We start from the raw sequence: 17638 nt of genomic DNA on the forward strand, positions 1-17638 counted from the left end.
TTTAATGATTAAAGAAACAACATATCAACCAGAGTGGATTTACGAAGTAAAAAAAAGACTAGGTAAAAAGTATGACCCAAAACTTATTGAAAAGGTTGTCTATGCCTTATTGTTTTTGGAACAACTTAAAATCAACAAACTCGATTTTATTTTTAAAGGTGGAACTGCATTATTGTTGGCAACAGAAGAACCTAAAAGATTTTCAATCGACATCGATATTATTACCGAGCAAAGCCAAAGCGAAATAGAATCTGTCCTTGAAGTTATAAGCAAGGAAATCGAAGCGTTTATACATTGGGAAGATGACAATGACAGATGGCACACGCCAGATGCACCAGTTGATCATTTCAAGATGTTCTACAAAAGCAATGTAGATGGACGGGTTGAGCCAATTTTACTGGATGTGCTATACACGCCAAATCCTTATCCTGAACTTACTGAAATTCCTATTGCTCACAACTGGCTTCAAACACAAGAGGAAATCACAACAGTAAAAATGCCAACGTTTGATGCTATTTTAGGCGATAAACTAACTGCTTTTGCACCAAAAACCACAGGAATTTTATACAGCAAAGAAAGACCAGTTGAAATTATCAAACAGTTATTCGACGTAGCGTTTTTAATGGATAATATTTCGGACTTGGCAACAGTCCGTAACAGTTACACAAAAGTAGTTGCAGAGGAAATAGCGTTTAGAAAATTAGACATAACCTCAGAACAGGTTTTGGAAGACACCCGAGAAGCGTGTTATGTTCTTTCTACTCGTAACACTAAATCTAATGAGTTTAAACATCTACAAACTGGAATAAGCAATTTTACCAATTTTACATTGGTAAGATTCAATATTGAAGAAGCCATTACAGCTGCTTCAAAAGTTGCATACCTATCTGAACTGATTAAGGCTGGTATTGATAGCGAAATCGAAAGGTTTAAAAATCCGCTTGAGGTTAAAGATTGGTTGATTAAGAACCCTCAATTCACCAAGCTAAATAAATTGAAAAAGAGCAACCCTGAAGCGTTTTTTTATTGGTTTAAGGCAATATACTATTTAACTTAGCAATAGATTGGTAAGAAAAGGAAAAGATAGCATTGAATAAGTCGTTTGCTAAAACACAAAAAGTCCATATTAAGTTATACTTCTTGAAAGCTCGAACTTTTGGAAGTCTGACTTCAAAAAATCAAATTTTTTCTCAAACAGTCTAGCAATTTTATTGCTTGCTGTAGCAAATATCAACTGCCTAGATTCATTAATCACCATACTTCTAAGGTAGTCTAAAAATGAAAGAATGTTTAGGTCATCAGTATAAGTTACTGGGTCATCAAAAATGATTAGGTTAGGTCCTTTAGCGAGCTTTTTATTTAAAGCTAGAAAAATAGAAAGTGCCAACGCACTTCGTTGACCAGTACTAATCTGTGATATTGGTACTTCTTGCTCTAAGTCTTTTTTATATAAAACTATTTTATTTGAACTAAATGATAGTCTGGAAAATTCTTTTGGTGCGTGAATGCTTGTAAAGATTTCACTTATTTCATTTTCATTTTTTTGAAAAAAATCGACTAATACTTTTTCTTCACTGTCTTCTAAAATAATCTTATTCAAAACTTTTAAAGCAGATGTTGCCCTGGCCTTTTTAGGCTTTAGCTTTTCTATTCTACTGTCTGCCTCTTTAATAAGATTATTAGCTAGAGTAAGTTCTTCAAACTTGACTTTTTGTTCTTTAAAAGTTGAAAAGGTTTTATTTAAACTCTCTAAACTATGCCTCATTTCAATTATAAAATCATCTTTAGTAAAATCAATGTACGTTCTGAGTTTTACAAAATATTCTCTATAAGATTGATATTCTTTAATTTGAAAATCAATTTCTTCGTTGTATCTATCTTGGCTAAAGTTATCGTCCAATAGCTCTCTAATCGCCTCGTCAAGCTTAGATAATTGCTCATTTACCTTTTCAATTTCACTTCTATTCGTATCAATTTTTTTCTGAGCATTGTTTTTTAAATCTTCGAATTTTGATTTGTTCTCAGCTTTAAATTCTAAAGTTGGGTATTTAGAAGAAAGTGTGTTTTTAAGTTTTAAAAAATCATCTAAACTATATCCTTCTAACCTTAAATCTAAAGACAAGTTCTTCAGTTGGTCTAATTCTTTTTTTGAAATGGCTAATTGTGATTTTTCAGTATCAAGTAAGGGCTGCACTTCTGAAATTTTTACTTTCAGGTCTTCTTCAGTAAAGTAGCCCTTAAGTAACTTTTCATAGCTTTTTGACTGTTCTAGTTTAATATTGATTTCGGATATTTCTTTTTCAAGCTCACTAATGTTTTTATTGAAGATTTCGATGCTTTTCGCACTTTCTTTATCATTATATTGAGTATGCACCTTAGCTTCTAATTCTGCCTTGGTATGTGGTGTATTACATAAGGGGCAAGCGTCCAGATTTTCTTTTGCTTCAATATATTCTCTCCCATAATACTTAATATCTATCATTAAAGCATTTATCTTATCCAAGGCATTTTTTAGAACTTGAAGCTGTTCTCTACTGCGCTTTAATTCATTCTTTTTATTAGTCAAAAGGTTATCTTGAGTATTGTTGAACTCTTGAAAAGTAGAGTTGTTAGCACTTATTTTACTTATATCGAGTGCTTCAATTTCAGAAAGGAATGTCTCTATTTTATTTACCTTTTTTTCTAGTGTTTTGATGTCCTCATCAATAGTGGCAATTCTAAAAGATTTGGGTTTTTTTAAATATAATAACGCATTATCAATACGTGTTAGAGTTGATTCGCTTTCCACTACAATTTTTTGATATTCCTTAATTTTACCATTCAATTCTTTTTTATTAACTGCAAGGGTTTTTAATTGAGATTTCAAGGTTTCTAAGTTGGATATTCTCTTCAAAACATCAGATTCCTTTACTGCTTTAGAGTGTATTATTGAATTGAGAAGTGAAAAAGCAACGCTATAATCTTCTTCAAACTTTTTAGTTTCATCATTTATAGTCTGTGGAAGAAATCCCTTCCACTTTAATTGTTTTACTTCAGTTAAAAATTTTTGAAATACTTCCTCTGGGTCAGAAATTTGTTTTAACCTTTCTTTTTGATCATTGGCTTTTGCCTTAATGGCTTCCTCGCGTTTAGTAGTATCGTTGAACTTATCTAACTTTTTTGAAATCCTATCCCTAAATTTAATTACCCTATCTCTAATTGCGCCAAACTCTGTACCAAGGGCAATGGCAGATAGGTAAGTGGTTAAGTCATTGCTACTGGCATTATTGGAAAGATGATAGGCACTATCGCTATTATAAAAGTTGTATCTGTTAAAACTATGATGAAGCGTATTAGACCCTCGTTGGCTGTATCGCGTATTGTACCAATAGTAGTCTCTTGCCTTAAATTTTGGAATAGAGTTTACAAAGGCATCCTCTTTTTCATCTAAATCTACATCATACTTTGCTACTATTGCGCCAGGATTAGGCAAATCATTTTCATTTCTGGCGTTGTTTCCTGTAATCACCAATTCAATAGCTTCCATTAAGGATGTTTTCCCAACACCATTAGGGCCAGAAATAAGATTCACTTTACTGAATTCAAAATTTCTTTTTTCAGGATAATCTCGATAATCATCATTTAATTTTAAAGATGATACTTCGTCCAAAACAAAATTTTGAGTCTCATCTGGTTTAGAATCTACTGGTTGAAGCACTTCTACACCCTTAGTTTTATTATCGATATAACGTGGCACAGCATCTACATAATTTTCATTACTGAACACTTCTTGCAAATCGGCTTCAGTTAGTTGGGCTTTCCATTTCTCAACAATATTTTCCTCTGCAGCTGAAGATGCTTTTTCATAGGTTAAGTAATCTTTTAGTTCATCTAAAGTAAAAACAAATTTTCTGGCGTAGGTTTCGTCTTTTTCAATGTCTCTCTTAGTTGCAGAAGGCAAACCGTTTCTTAGAAAGATTAAATAATAATTCCATTGAAGATTTCCTTCTGAATTAAAATAATCTTTAGACAAGTACTTCTCTTGAAACTCGTTAAGATTAATATCTTCATTTTCATAATCGATATCAAAGATGTATTTAGCAACCATATCATCCTTATATTTTTGATTGAGGTATAATTGCTTTCCTGTTTCACTTGAACTTGTGATTGTAAAATCTGAAGGAAGTATTTCTTTGATATTCTCTAAGGTCATTATTTTGTTATTGAGGTAATATTAGTTGGTTTTTCTAAAGTAATTCTTGGTACATCGGTGGCTTCATAAGCATAATTATTGGCAATCATATTTGGCTTGTACCATACTACGATTCTTTTATTGGTTAAATCTTCGGCTGGAAATAGTTTTGTGAGTTTATATAACATTTGTTGTGCATCAGCCTTTGATTTGTGGCCTATAAATGCAACGGTTGCTATTTGGTCGTCATTACTGACTAAATTATAATTGTACTTCATTCCGTTTTTGTTAAAGAACATAACTTCATTGCAATTGTCTTTAAATGATGCTATGATATCAGGGAATAAATCGTTATTGGTCAATATATTTAGATTGAGGTCTTCGACTCTTCCAATCTGAGTAGTACGATATTCTTTACCATCATTATCAAATGTTACTGTATATCTTTTTATGGCTTCTGTATCTTCCAATAAAAAACTTTTGAGCTTATTTACTATGTGCCAATTTGAACCTGTTTTAAACTTTGAAAGTTCTCCAGTAGTAAGGGCAATTAGGCGCTCTTTATCTATAACACTTAAACCCTCACTTGTTATATTTTTACTTTGAATTTGGATACTATCTATAAAATCTCGGAACCCATCGGTTGTATTAGGTATTGGTTCGAAAATTTCTAACTGCTCATTGTAAGTGTAAATTTCCTCTAATTTAGGCCCTCTTCTTCGATTTACTGGTAATGGCGTTAACCCAACTGCCGGCTTACGAATCCTCAAATAAAAGAATTCAATTTCAGGTGTAAAATAGAAGTTATGTATTCCTGATTTTTTATATAAATAATAAAGACCTTTATTGTGGTTATCATCAATTAATTTTTCCTCAAGAGGACTTTCATTGATTATGTGCTCTGTTGTAATAGCAATATTAGATTTACAATAATGAGCAAAAAAATTAGGAATACCAGTTGCACTTCCCTCAGAACTCCAATTTAAGGATATAACATCTTTGTTTGATTTTTCTAATATATTATTTCTAAATGTTCGGAATACGCTGTGACTTGGTTTTGGATTCATTTGAATACTTAGGATTATAAACGGTCTCGTATCCCAAAATCCCGGTGCATTTGGAAAAATAGCTGCACCATTAAAAATCATTGCATCTGAACATATTACTGTCGCTAAATTTATTGAATCTTCCGAGTTACGAAGTATATATAAATGTTCTCCAGAAATAATTTTTTGCTGTTCTAAATCGTTGTTCCAAACACCCATATGTTGAGTCTTGAATTGCATTAGAACTATCAGCTTTTCTTGTCCTTCCTGATTGTTTGCCTTAAAGATATATAAGCAAGGGTCTAATAATATACCACCTGGTGCATCATCGATGACATCGTTATAAACTACCTCAATATTATCTAATCCATTATAAGTTTCTTGAAAAGTCACAACTTCTTCAGGTGTAATGGATTCACAACCTAAAACCCACAGTTTACCTCTATTGGGAAATCGATTTATATCGTCTAAAATGTTTCTCACACTTGCCCAAGGACAAGAATATTCTGGCGTTATTACCAATGAGGAATTATTGGTTCTTGCTTTAGATAAAAAATCATCAAACTTTATGCTTTCAGCTTCACTATTTTGGTTTCCAAAAAAATTGTCGTCAAAATGAAAAACACCTTTATGCTGTAATAGTGATATACTGTTTAGATTAGTGTTTCTTCTTAAGATTTCCAAATCAATGGCGTAGCTATTTAGTATTTCGTCAATAAATATATATGTCATTAAGGTAAAGGCATTTCAAATTTATTGTCTTAAATATGCTATTAACAAAAGTAACCTTGCATTGTAGAAGACAGTTTATCTTTCCAAAGATAAAAATTTAACAAACATATATTTTATGTTTTATTGAATAAAACCAAACTTCCGTAGTGAGGATAATAAATCCATAGATTCTTCCTCAACCCAATTATTGTCATTAATTAGACTACATATTTTATTTTGTTGTTGTTCTGAAAAATCATCTTTTTTTAATCCAGAAAATTCTTTTTTGCGCCATTTGCTATAATGATGTGGCGAATCTACAGGTAAGGCTTCGCTTAACGATATAGGCTCAATTAATGTAATTGATTTGTCTTTTTCTTGAAAGATACTTTTAACTCTTGAAAAAATAGAAAGTCCGTGGTGGTCCCAATCACAAAAATAAAAGAGCGGTAGCTTTAGTTTTGTTGATGGAATAGCTTTTAATGGATTGGTATTGTTACCGCCAACGTGCCACAGTTCTATATTATTCTGCTTGTATTCATAAGGTACTTTTAAGCAAGCTAAATTTTCACAAATAACAATCATTTTAGAGTTTTCGCAATCCACCACAAAACGCCATTGTGCGTTTTTTGGGTCTTTTTCTGGGAACTCGTCTATTTCTAGAAGCTGTAATACCGCATTTCGTAAACTCGGTCTATTTGTTAAATACTTTGCACCTTTACCTTTAAAGACTCTTGCCGAAAAAGTATATTCAGTTGTAAGATTCTTTTTAAGTTCGTCTTTTTGATAAAAAATGAAAGCTAAACTTTTTAAGTCGTCTTCATTATACGTTTTATGGGCGTTACTTTCTAAACCTGCTTTTTGAAAAAAATTAGAATAGTATTCAAAATAATCCAAAAACTCTTTTTCATAATATTCCTTAAAACCATACTTGGCTTCCAGAATTTTAGGATTGCCCATCTTAGGTTTAATTAACTTTTTTTGCTTCATCAAAACTTGTTTAACAAAGCTATTGTTACCTATTTTTAGATGGGTTTTATCTTTTTCATACAGTTGGTTAAGACCAATCAAATACTTCCATTCAACGTTTTTTCTCATTCTTGTTAGGTGCGAATTAGGTTCTTTATAAATTAGTTGTTGTTATTGCCAAAATCGCCAAAAATTGGAACTGGTTCGTAATTGACCTTATCGGATTCTTCCAAATTGTTATGCAGCAGATAAATGTATTGGTTTAGCATATCAACTTTATAAGGTTGTATTGATAGTGATATGATTTGGTAATCATTTGCCTTTGCTATATCGTAGAGCATATCAAAATTGCTTCCAAGTCCAGCTGCTTCATCAATTGGCATAAATCGTATTCCATCCCTAACCTTATCTTTTGCATCCCTATTAATTAATGAAAGTCTAGCAATACACAAAAGTGCAATTGCTGCATAGGTTTGGCTTGTGCTTCCTGGGTTTCTTTTTCCGTGTAAAGACTGAATGGTAAAATTGAGTCCATAGTAAGATTTAGGATTAAGCAATTCCCATACCTTGGGCTTTAGATTCCTAGAGCCACCACATCTGTAAAAAGCTTCTTGCATTTTTTCTTCGAGAGACGTGTATTTTTCCAATTCATTAGAAACGCCCTGTAGGTCATTAAAAAGGTTGTTATCGCTCGATACCTTAATATCTTCACGTATTTTCTCAATAAAATCTTCCATCCAGCTTCTGGGATAACTGCCTTCAAAGTAAATAGACAGTTTTGCCCTGTGGCCACCTGTAATTGTTTTATCGTCGGCATCAATAAAATCTCTTATTTTCTTAGAGTAATATATTTGTTCACTTACTTCGGTATTCACTTTGTCAACGACACTTGTTAACTTCTGAAGTTTTCTAATGTTTAGCTTTTTGTTCTTGATATTTATATCGTCAAGCAATTTTTTGATGCGTGGAATTATTTCATCATCTTCTAAATCCTTTTCCGAAAAAATCTCTTGTGGTAAAATTTCTGAACAAATCTGTTTAAAATCATCTGTTCCTAAATAACGGTTTTCCTTTTGCTTTAAAAATTCCTTGACCACCAAATCATATTTGATACTATATTGTTTTTGACATTCGGAATGATATATGCTTTTTTCTTCCAAAAAATCTGATGAAATATTGGCTTCTTGGATTTTAGCTTCTGAAACAAGTTTAGAACTCCCTGAAGTTAATTCTTCTAATTCAATTTTAAATGCATCTATCTCTCTATCTGCATTTTTCAAGTCCTCTACTGCGATGCCATTTTTTGATTCTTCTGTTAGAATAGAAATAAAAGTATCATATAAATTCTTTTGTTTCTTAAGTTTAGTTTTTAGGTTTTTAAAACCACCCGTATCTTTTGTCTCAAAATTATATTTTGTAATTAATTGCTGAACATCAGCATTAATTTCAGGAATTGAAATTGTTTTTAGGCTCGTCTCTAATCCTTTAATTAGAGAAGAATTGTCAGTACGCTTTTCGTCTATTTGCCTGTATGCTTTGTTCGCCTTTTTTAGACCGTCATCAATCTTTTCGTGCTCATCAAGAAGTTTTAAATATCGTTTAATAGCATCCGAGGTTTCCTCAAACAACTCGTGCTTATTAAACTTGGCATTAACATCTTTTAATTCCCAAGACGAAAAATATGCTGATGGATTTTCGAGTGCAGTCAGCATTTTATTTAAGATTGTCCAATTCTTTAGTTCCTTTTCTAAATCTTTGATGTCATTTTCTAACGTTATCCTTTGGTTTAAAAAATAGTCCTTGATTTTATCTGAATTACCAGTATCGAATATAGGATCTTTTACATAAGGGATGTATTCACGCACACCACCTAAATCCAACCAAAAACCATTTTCCTCATCCTTTGTAACCTGTAGATTTTCAATTAACAGTTTTGGTTCTGGAATGTAACGTGAATTGATTCCATTTGTTGGTTCTTTGGTGGTAATGTTATCGTTTTGATATTTATGTACAACACTTTCTTCTTTCCGGCTCAATTTTCTTTTAAGGTTTAACGCCCAATGTGCAAGCGAAGAAGCGTCATCTAAATTATTGAGAACTTTTAATTTCTTTTTTTCTTCGAGTGAAGACTCAAATCCTTTTAGGGTTTCGGCGATAGTTTGAATGGTGTTTTTGTTGAGTTTGTCATTTTTTCCGAAGAAAACGTAAATACCATTTTCCTTTAAGAGTGATTTGAACTCTTCTATTCGCTCAATGTCTTGTTTGTTCTTATGATAGTTGTTATAATGTTCTGAAAGTTCTTGTCCATTTTTTTCAAAATGTTCCATCCAAGAAAAGTACTTTTTCAAGTCGTCGCTTTTCCCTTTCCATAATAATTTTTCTTTAGAGGCCTCTTCAAATTCCTCATCCAAAGCAGGTGTGTTCAATTTTAGTTTTTCAACTTTGGCTTCGGCAAAATTTCTAAGTCCGCTCAACTTATCTCGATTATTAAAAAAAGCATCCAAACTTTGCACCATATCATTATAAGATGATGATATCTGGTAATTTAAATAATGGTATTTTGTGTTTATAAATTCTGTTTTAGCTTTATCCCTTTCCTTTTTTAGATTAAGCAGTTCTTGCAGTTCTGTTTGTTTATGTGTCAACCTATCTATCTCATCTTTATTAGATTCAAATTGACGGATATCGCCACTCAGTTCATCTACAGCTTTGTCAAACTCGTGCTTTAGTTCTTTTTCTTTTTCATTTCCAAAAAGGAATTCTTGAATACGTTCGCTTTTCTTTATGTCCAATGACTCTCTTGAAAATGCTTGAATGATTTTAGCATAACTTTTTAAGGATTCTTGGTTGATGGATAAGTCCACTGGAATGATAAAATTTTTAAACAATAGCTTGTGAAATGTATCCATTCGAGTCCACGACTCACAGACAAATCCTTTAGTATCGAATATGTGATTTTTTAAATCTTCAATAGGCAACAAACTGTTATCCTTTAAAAAATCTGAAAAACCAAGAGGATGGTTGAATGGAACTAACTCGTCCTCTGGTTCAAATTTTTCGCCTTGTTGAATTATAAAAGACCGCGAACTTCCTATGCTTTCAAGATATATTCCTATAACTACAAAAGCATCTTTTTTAAGTTCAATATTTATAAAGGTATAACCCATATCTGTGCCTTTACCAGAAGTTCTCAGCACCATTGTTTTTGGTTTTCTTGGCTCACTACTATCCGTAGGCGAATGAAATGCACCAGAACCCACAAAGATGAGTTGCAAAAGATCTGCAATCATACTCTTACCAGAACCGCCTTCGCCAACAAAGTCTGTTCTAAATGGGTTAAAATCATAATCAAACGATTGATGATGCACAATGCCCAAAGTAGATAGCCTTTTTATTCTAGGGTATCGTTTCATCTCAATTCATTTAGTGTTTCGTCCATATTGTTTATTAAATCTTCGTGAATGGCAATCAACCTGTCAAAAGCAGGTAACAAATCGAACTCATCATCGTTTAGCGTTACCCAACCTATCTTTTTAAATTCCCTGAGTGCTGATTCTACGGTTGCATCTATAGTTTCATCGTTCAAATTACCAGGATTGGTGTTCCTTGATTTTGCAATCAACCTATAAATACCAGGTTTTAAATCTTCATAATCAATCCTTATCTTTTTTTGTAGGTCTTTTACCGAAACCACATCAACTTGGTTGTCAATGAAAAATATCTTGTAAATAACAAACCCGATTATAACGTGCTCACTTTTCATATGATGTCTATGTCCTGCATCTATCTTACCTCTTGAGGAACCAATAAAATCCAAAAAATAGTAACCACTCGCTTCTGTACCACCAAATGTCAATTCAACATTGAATAAAAATCGATAATATGCCTTTAAACTATCAATGTTTGAATAGATATAATTGTAGAACCTTGCCTGATTGCCTTCCCTTTGAAAATGTACACCATCTTTTAACATATAGTCCAGAGAGGCAAATAGTTCTTGGGTGTCCGGATGATTTAAAAATTGTACCCTTATATCTTCTGTATGTTCATTTTCCATAAACTTATGTGTTCTATTTTACTATTGGTCTGCTTTATTTTGTACATTTTAAAATCAAAATCATTTGATTTACGTGCTTGTTGAATTGAACTGTAAATTGCACTTACAGCTATTTGTCCATCGTTAGTCTCTTCCATTATTTTAAAGAAAGTTGCAGATAGGTCAATAGTTCCTCTCAATTCTATTTCGGCAATAATGTGTTGTTCCCATTTCCTAATCAAATCCTGTTGACTGAGTATCCTTAAAATACCTTGCGTATTTTCTTTAATCTTAACTTTATTTGTTTTGTAAATAGTTCGTTTTTTTGGTTTTGAAGGGAACAATTCTCTTTCACGCTCAATAATTGTAAAGTTGGGTGTATCTATATGCAAAGCAGGATTATTAATATTTTTTGGCAAAAGTGTTTCTTTCCTACCATTGACTGTACTTTTATCTAATAAGAAATGTAGAAATTTTTCAATTTTACTATTAAACTGTGGCCTGTTTAAAATAGCGAACAACTGTCTGATTTTTGGTTGAATTCTATCTAGTTTTCTATCAATGGAATCTAACCTTTCGTTGAGATATTTTATAAAGAAATGAACCTCTGCAATTAAATCGTCTGTTTCAGAATCGGTGTCTTCTCGCTTTTCTAGGATTGATCGTATAATTTTGGTTTCGCTATATGCTGATGCAAGTTCTCTGCTTTGCTCTTGTGCTTTATCCAAGTTGTTTTCAACTTCTTTTAGAAGATCAATAAATTTTTTATCGGAATTAGTGGGATTATTTTTAAGCTTATTTACCGATTCTATAATCTGTCTGTCCAAAAAATCTACCTGTTCTCTGAGGTCGGGTTCATATTTTCTGAACTCGGATGTGAGCCAAAATTTTAAATCCTCTAAGGTTTCCCTTTGCCTTAATGAAGCCGTGAGCAAACTACAAATCTTTTCGATATGAGTAGGACTAAAATTACCTTCCAAGGTTTCCTTTGCGTAAGTATAAAATCTATAGGCATAATCTTTAAAATAGTATTTTTGGGTTTCTTGATTATAGTCTAAAAAGTATTCCTGAAGCTCTTCAATGTGCGCACTGTAAATTTCCTTTGGATACCTTTCATTTGGTTTGCTTATCTGTGCAAATGCATCGTGAAGGTCTTTTTCGATGAATTTTCCATCAGGCAGTGATTTATTTTCAATTTTCTCAAATAAAACCATAACTGCCAACCCTACTTCTTTCTTAGGAAAAAGCAGTTGATAAACACCGGGTTCTTTAATCTCTTTTACAAAGTCAAAATTTATTTTATCTGTTTCGTTCAATTTTAATATTCAATCGTTTTTTTTAGTGAAAAATCCTATAAATATAATTAATTGAATTTACCTTATTTACAGTTATTCGCATTTTTGTTAAGCAGAAGCTTTAATTCGGTATATAACAAACGAAATAGTGACTTTAAACAAACAAAAACTTCATTAAATAGTTCTTTCATCTTATTGGTTTAAGGTTCTAAAAATCAAATAGGCTAGACGTTTTATGTGGCTTGAACTTGATAAGTAATGACCTTCATCCCAATTACTCAAAAAACCCAATTCCAAAAGCACAGAAGGACATTCAGCTATTGTTTCTTGCAACACCTGAAAATTTGCAAACTTCACACCTCTACTCTCAAAACCAAGCTTCGTATTGAGTGCATCTTGCATTCGAAAAGCAAACCATATGGAATCATCTTGATATTTTGATTGCTTATTGCTCACATATACTTCCACACCTCTCGCATTAGGGTTATCCGAATGATTACAATGCAACGACACAAACAAATCAGCTTTTAGAGCTTTTGCTAGCTTCGTTCTATCCGATAAAGAAATAAGTGTATCTCTATACCTGGTCAGATAAATATCGAGCGGATTTTCCAAATCATCATTCTGCTTCAAAATGGCATTTGCAATAGCCAAAACCACATTCTTTTCTTGGATGCCATTTACACCTATTGCACCAGCATCTTTTCCACCGTGCCCAACATCAATTACAATTCGTTTTTGGGTTGTGGTTTCCTGCCCAAAAATGAAGCACATTTTTAGAAGCAAAATCACAAAACTGACGTTTTTGAGCACTTTTTTCATTTTCAAGTTTTGGGTTATTAACAATTCAACTTCCAAAAATCATAAAATTTGATACCAAATAACAACAACGGAATTCAAACAATATCAAATAATATTTTATTCACAAATATTTGATTTTCAGTTATTTGTAAGCAAATATATGTAAATTTCCAATAACAAAAACAACACAAAATTTTAAACCGTTACGTTATGAAAAATTCAATCTATCTATCAACTTTTCTGTCTTTGCTCTCAACATCGCTATTCGCACAAATTGGTGGCATTGAAGATTCCGTAAATGATGTAGGCGATACTATAAGAACCATCTTTCCAATTCTGCTCGGTGTCATTTTTCTAGTCGGTTTCCTCTTTAATGCAGGACATTTCTTTGGCGAGAACGCAGATTTAAAAAAAGGTATTACTAGAGTTCTGGTATTCGTGTTAATTGCGGGTGCTGTTGTTGGAATATTTACTTATCTAATTGGAATCGTGGTATAATGAAGCGGTTCGAGGTCTATAGAAATATTAGGAAAAAGGCGGTCATTTTTGGGCTGCCCATTTCCCTGTTTGCCCTAATGATGATGTCCATACTTGGATCCTTAATGATTATTATTTTTTCATTCAGTTTCGGGATAATCATAGGTGTCTTAATTTTTAATGCTGCGCTTTATATCGCCTTAACTAGAATCACAAACAATCCACAACTATTTCAGATGGCGAAAGCCTTCCCAAGAATCATCAGTAACAAAAGAAATTCAGGCTTTGATTATGAACAAGATTAACCTTTCGGCATATCAACCCATTGCGGATATTCAGGACAATATCGTGTTTGCCAACAATGGCAATGTGATATTGTGCTATGAGGGAAATCTACCGGAAATCTACTCGCTTTCCGAAAAGGATTTTGAAGATATGCACGGTGCCTGGTTTCAGGCCTTAAAATCTTTGCCAGTTGCTACGGTTGTTCATAAACAGGATATTTATTTGAAGAAATCATATACCTCAGGACAACTTCCGAATTCAACCTTTTTAGAAAAAGCTACACACGAGCATTTTAAAGGTCGTGGGCATATTGAACATAAATGTTATCTGTTCTTTATTCTGACTAAAAACAAGGCACTCAACAATTCCAAATACGTTAACCCTTTCCGAAAGGTTTCAAAGGGAATCGTTCAGAAACTGGACGATAACGTAAAAAGCTTTGCCAACTCGGTAAGCGATTCCGTTTCTTTTATCAATAATAGCCGAAAAATGGAATTTCTACCACTCAATGCTGAGAAAATTCAGAAACTAACCAACGGTTATTTCAATGGTTTCAACGAAGGCTTTGATACAGATATTATACTTGAAAAGAAAAGCGTCAATATTGGCGAAAACCATTTTGATGCCCTGGCCATCAACAGCGAACTGTGCTTTGGCGAAAGTGTGCAGAGCAGCAAAACCAATGAGAAATTCACTTCAGACGATTTTGTGTTTCATCAAGGGTTTATTGATGGCTTAGGGCTTACGCTTAACGAAAATCATATTGTCAATCAAATTCTATATCTCGATGACAAACAAAAGTGGCGCAAGCTGCTCGATAAAAAAGTTGAAGAATTGAATAAAAGTTCCAACTTCGGTTCGCAGAACAAAGTGATTCTGGGTAAAATCCAACATATTCTTGACCAAATCAATGCCGATGATAATGCACGGATTATTCGTGGTCATCTCAATATTGTCTATTGGGCAAAGGAAGCCAAAAAACTGGACAAAATCACATCCAAAATCAAGACCGAATTTAAGGAACTGGATATCATCCCATATTATCCACGTGGCGAAGAGCGTAAAAACTATATTCTTAATAGTTACTGCTGCTTTTCTTCCAACTTTTCAAATAACGATTTATATGTAACAGATTTAAAGCACGCTCTGTGTCTGTTCATTAACAATACCAATTACAAATCCGATAACACCGGAATCATCTTCAATGATAGAGAACATAACATTCCAGTGCTAAAAGATGTTTGGGATGAAAAAAAGAAACGGATAAAGGCACGGAATTTTGCCATTTTTGCACCAACAGGCGAAGGCAAATCCTTTTTGGCAAACAATATTCTGCGCCAATATTTTGAAAGTGGTGTACGGTTGGTCATTATTGATTTAGGTGGTTCTTACACCAAATTCGCCAAGCTCTATCCTGAAAAATATACGGTTCTCAGATATGAAAGCGGTAAAAACTTAGGCATCAATCCATTTTACATCAGCGATGTTAAAGACTTGACACCTGAACGTTTGGAAGACCTATCTGTTTTCCTTTTTGAACTGTTCGCTTCAGATTTAAAAGTTACAAAAGCACAATCAGTCTCGGTTAAAAAGATATTGCGTCACTATTATAATAACACCTCAGAAAATCATTCGTTAGATGGTTTTTACAGCTTTATAGAAAGGAAACAAAAAGACCTTTTAGATACCCTAAAAATCCATCCCGACTACTTCAACATAACGAGCTTTTTGCACGTAATGTCCGAATATGTCGGCGATGGTCTATACAGCTTCCTTTTTGAAGTAAGCGAAGACCAAACCTATAAAATCGAAGATAAACGATTGATTGTTTTTGAGCTCGATGAAGTCAAGGACAATAAGGAAATCCTGTCCGTAATGTTGAAGCTGATTAAATCTGCCATCCAAAGAACCATTTGGAAAAACCGTGCTGAAAAAGGCATTATCTTATTTGATGAGTTTGCAAAGCAACTGAAGTTTGAAAATGTACTGGAAAGCGTGGAGTTCTACTATCAAGCCATCCGTAAACAAAACGGTGCGATTGGGATTATTCTACAATCCATCAATCAGCTTCCAAACAATTCCACTTCAGCGAGTATTTTGGAAAACACACAGGTTATTTACAGCTTGAATAATGAAAAGGGATATGATGAATTAGTAAAAAGGCTCAATCTATCCAGTCACGATTTAAACCAACTAAAGTCTATTAAAAACAATCTTTCCGGTCCACGGAAATACACCGAAATGTTCATCAAAATCGGTAGGGAAAGCAACATTTTCCGGTTGGAAGTGCCAAAAGAAGTTTATGCGGCTTACTTAACCGATGGACAGGAAAATGAGGAAATTATGAAGCTCTACGACGAGCATTACGATATGGAAAAAGCAATAATTCAATTTACATCTTAAAACAAATATTATGAAGACAAAAATCAAAATTTTAGTAATGACCGTAGCCCTGACTTTATTTATGACAAGCAAAGCTACTGCCCAAGGAATGCCAGTGTATGACAACACCAACTTTATCAGCTTGGTAAAATCCTTGGTAGAATCTGCCAAACAGACGAGCCAACTTATCAAGTCTGTGAAATTTCTGAAAGATGCAAAAGAAGCCATCGAGAAAGTATCGAGTGTGGTACAACAGCTTAATGCTGTCCAAGAAATTGCAGACAACAATCAACGACTCATCAATGTAATGCAAACCGATTTGCAGGATATTTTGAATTCGCCTTACATCAAACCCGATGAAATCAGTAGAGTGGTGGAATCCTTTGATGCCATTGTACAAAACTCATTGGAAACGGTTGATTTTATTGACGAAGTTCTGTCTAGCGACTACCTAAAAATGAGCGATGCCGAACGTGCAAAAGTACTCAAGGAAAAAGAGAAGGAATCAAAGCAAATGGTGTCCAGCATCACAACCAAAACCAAACGCTATCGTGATATTATTTCCTTCCGAAAGATGCAGGATAAAGTCAATAATCGAGAAACAGACTATTAATAATGACCGCAACCATACTTTTAGGGATTGGGTTGGAATACATCGATACGGTGTTCCAGACCATACAGGCAAGCAACTTTTCACAATATACCATTGCAGGAATGAAAACACTTGCTGTCCTGTTCTTTTTGATCAACATCTTAAAAAAGTATAATGAAGGCATTGCCGATAAGGACGGTTATACTTGGGGCTTGAGTCCCGGCGAATTGGCAAAGAATTTTGCCATCGTCCTTTTAGTAATATTTTCAACGCAGGTGTTAGGATTCTTTGATGGGATATTGGTAGCCATCGAGGGACAGTACAGGGGAACAGCACCTGCGTTACTTCCATTGCAAATGCAGGATATTCCTTTAGAGGAAGATGTAAGTCTTTTTGATGCTGCAAGTTCAGCGATGACGCTTTTGTACGAAGCATTGGTAACACCGTTGTATGGCTTTAAAATATTAGCATTTATCTTAAGCACCATTCTTTGGATTCTCGACCTATTTATATACCCTTTATTTTTAGCCGAACGCTTTTTCCTGTTGGGAATAATGCAGGCATTTTTTCCATTGGTTATAAGTTTAGCGGTTTTTGAAAAATTCCGTTCCCTTGCTTATACATTTTTCAAATTATATGCGGCTGTATATATGTTGGTGCCTGCCTTCTTTCTGGTCAATGTATTTATCAATGCTATTTATACGGAAATCAATACCAATTTTTGGACAAACCTTTTCGGAACCGATACAGGTCAAGGCTTTTTTGCACCTGTCGTTCAATTAGGTTCTGTGGCTTTTATCGTATTCCTAAAATTCAAATTGTATAAACGTGCCACATCTTTTACGCTCAGATTATTTACCAACTAATTCAATT

12 protein-coding genes are annotated in these 17638 nt (G+C 33.4%); 5 read left to right on the plus strand and 7 right to left on the minus strand.

Annotated elements, in window-relative coordinates:
* Positions 1-4: 4 nt before the first annotated feature.
* On the plus strand, positions 5-1057 hold the full coding sequence (locus tag BM239_RS01090) for a nucleotidyl transferase AbiEii/AbiGii toxin family protein (protein WP_092205807.1): 1053 nt from the start codon (positions 5-7) through the stop codon (positions 1055-1057).
* A gap of 69 nt (positions 1058-1126) precedes the next feature.
* Here BM239_RS01090 and BM239_RS01095 read toward each other — a convergent pair whose 3' ends face one another.
* The 7 genes from BM239_RS01095 to BM239_RS01125 all read right to left on the minus strand — a co-directional run bounded on the left by BM239_RS01095 (position 1127) and on the right by BM239_RS01125 (position 13050).
* Positions 1127-4192, minus strand: coding sequence for an AAA family ATPase (locus BM239_RS01095; RefSeq protein ID WP_092205808.1), 3066 nt, complete (start codon positions 4190-4192; stop codon positions 1127-1129).
* Positions 4192-5949 carry a hypothetical protein gene (locus BM239_RS01100; protein WP_092205809.1) on the minus strand — a complete coding sequence of 586 codons (1758 nt, stop codon included), beginning with the start codon at positions 5947-5949 and terminating at the stop codon, positions 4192-4194. The genes BM239_RS01095 and BM239_RS01100 overlap by 1 nt, the downstream gene beginning before the upstream one ends.
* A gap of 120 nt (positions 5950-6069) precedes the next feature.
* Positions 6070-6888 carry a Wadjet anti-phage system protein JetD domain-containing protein gene (locus BM239_RS01105; RefSeq protein WP_245758169.1) on the minus strand — a complete coding sequence of 273 codons (819 nt, stop codon included), beginning with the start codon at positions 6886-6888 and terminating at the stop codon, positions 6070-6072.
* Positions 6889-7058: 170 nt separating this feature from the next.
* Positions 7059-10310: a rhoptry family protein gene (locus BM239_RS01110; protein ID WP_245758170.1), complete on the minus strand. Its 3252-nt coding sequence runs from the start codon at positions 10308-10310 to the stop codon at positions 7059-7061.
* Positions 10307-10954 carry a condensin complex protein MksE gene (locus BM239_RS01115; protein ID WP_092205810.1) on the minus strand — a complete coding sequence of 216 codons (648 nt, stop codon included), beginning with the start codon at positions 10952-10954 and terminating at the stop codon, positions 10307-10309. The genes BM239_RS01110 and BM239_RS01115 overlap by 4 nt, the downstream gene beginning before the upstream one ends.
* Complete coding sequence (locus BM239_RS01120; protein WP_092205811.1) at positions 10927-12249, minus strand: hypothetical protein; 1323 nt, start codon at positions 12247-12249, stop codon at positions 10927-10929. Before BM239_RS01120 ends, BM239_RS01115 begins: the two co-directional genes overlap by 28 nt.
* A 171-nt stretch (positions 12250-12420) precedes the next feature.
* Positions 12421-13050, minus strand: a complete 630-nt coding sequence (locus BM239_RS01125) for an N-acetylmuramoyl-L-alanine amidase family protein (RefSeq protein WP_092205812.1) — start codon at positions 13048-13050, stop codon at positions 12421-12423.
* A gap of 189 nt (positions 13051-13239) precedes the next feature.
* On the opposite strand from BM239_RS01125, the gene BM239_RS01130 reads away from it, so the two are divergent.
* The 4 genes from BM239_RS01130 (at position 13240) to BM239_RS01150 (ending at position 17631) form a co-directional block, all read left to right on the plus strand.
* Positions 13240-13527, plus strand: coding sequence for a hypothetical protein (locus BM239_RS01130; RefSeq protein WP_092205813.1), 288 nt, complete (start codon positions 13240-13242; stop codon positions 13525-13527).
* 270 nt (positions 13528-13797) lie between these two features.
* Positions 13798-16194: a TraG family conjugative transposon ATPase gene (locus tag BM239_RS01140; protein WP_092205815.1), complete on the plus strand. Its 2397-nt coding sequence runs from the start codon at positions 13798-13800 to the stop codon at positions 16192-16194.
* 10 nt (positions 16195-16204) lie between these two features.
* Positions 16205-16786 carry a conjugal transfer protein gene (locus BM239_RS01145; RefSeq protein WP_085767703.1) on the plus strand — a complete coding sequence of 194 codons (582 nt, stop codon included), beginning with the start codon at positions 16205-16207 and terminating at the stop codon, positions 16784-16786.
* Between the two features lie 2 nt (positions 16787-16788).
* Entirely contained in the window at positions 16789-17631 is an 843-nt protein-coding gene (locus BM239_RS01150) for a hypothetical protein (protein ID WP_092205816.1), read from the plus strand.
* Positions 17632-17638: the final 7 nt, after the last annotated feature.

The sequence above is a fragment of the Algorimicrobium echini genome, from assembly GCF_900115185.1.
GTDB classification, from domain to species: domain Bacteria; phylum Bacteroidota; class Bacteroidia; order Flavobacteriales; family Flavobacteriaceae; genus Algorimicrobium; species Algorimicrobium echini.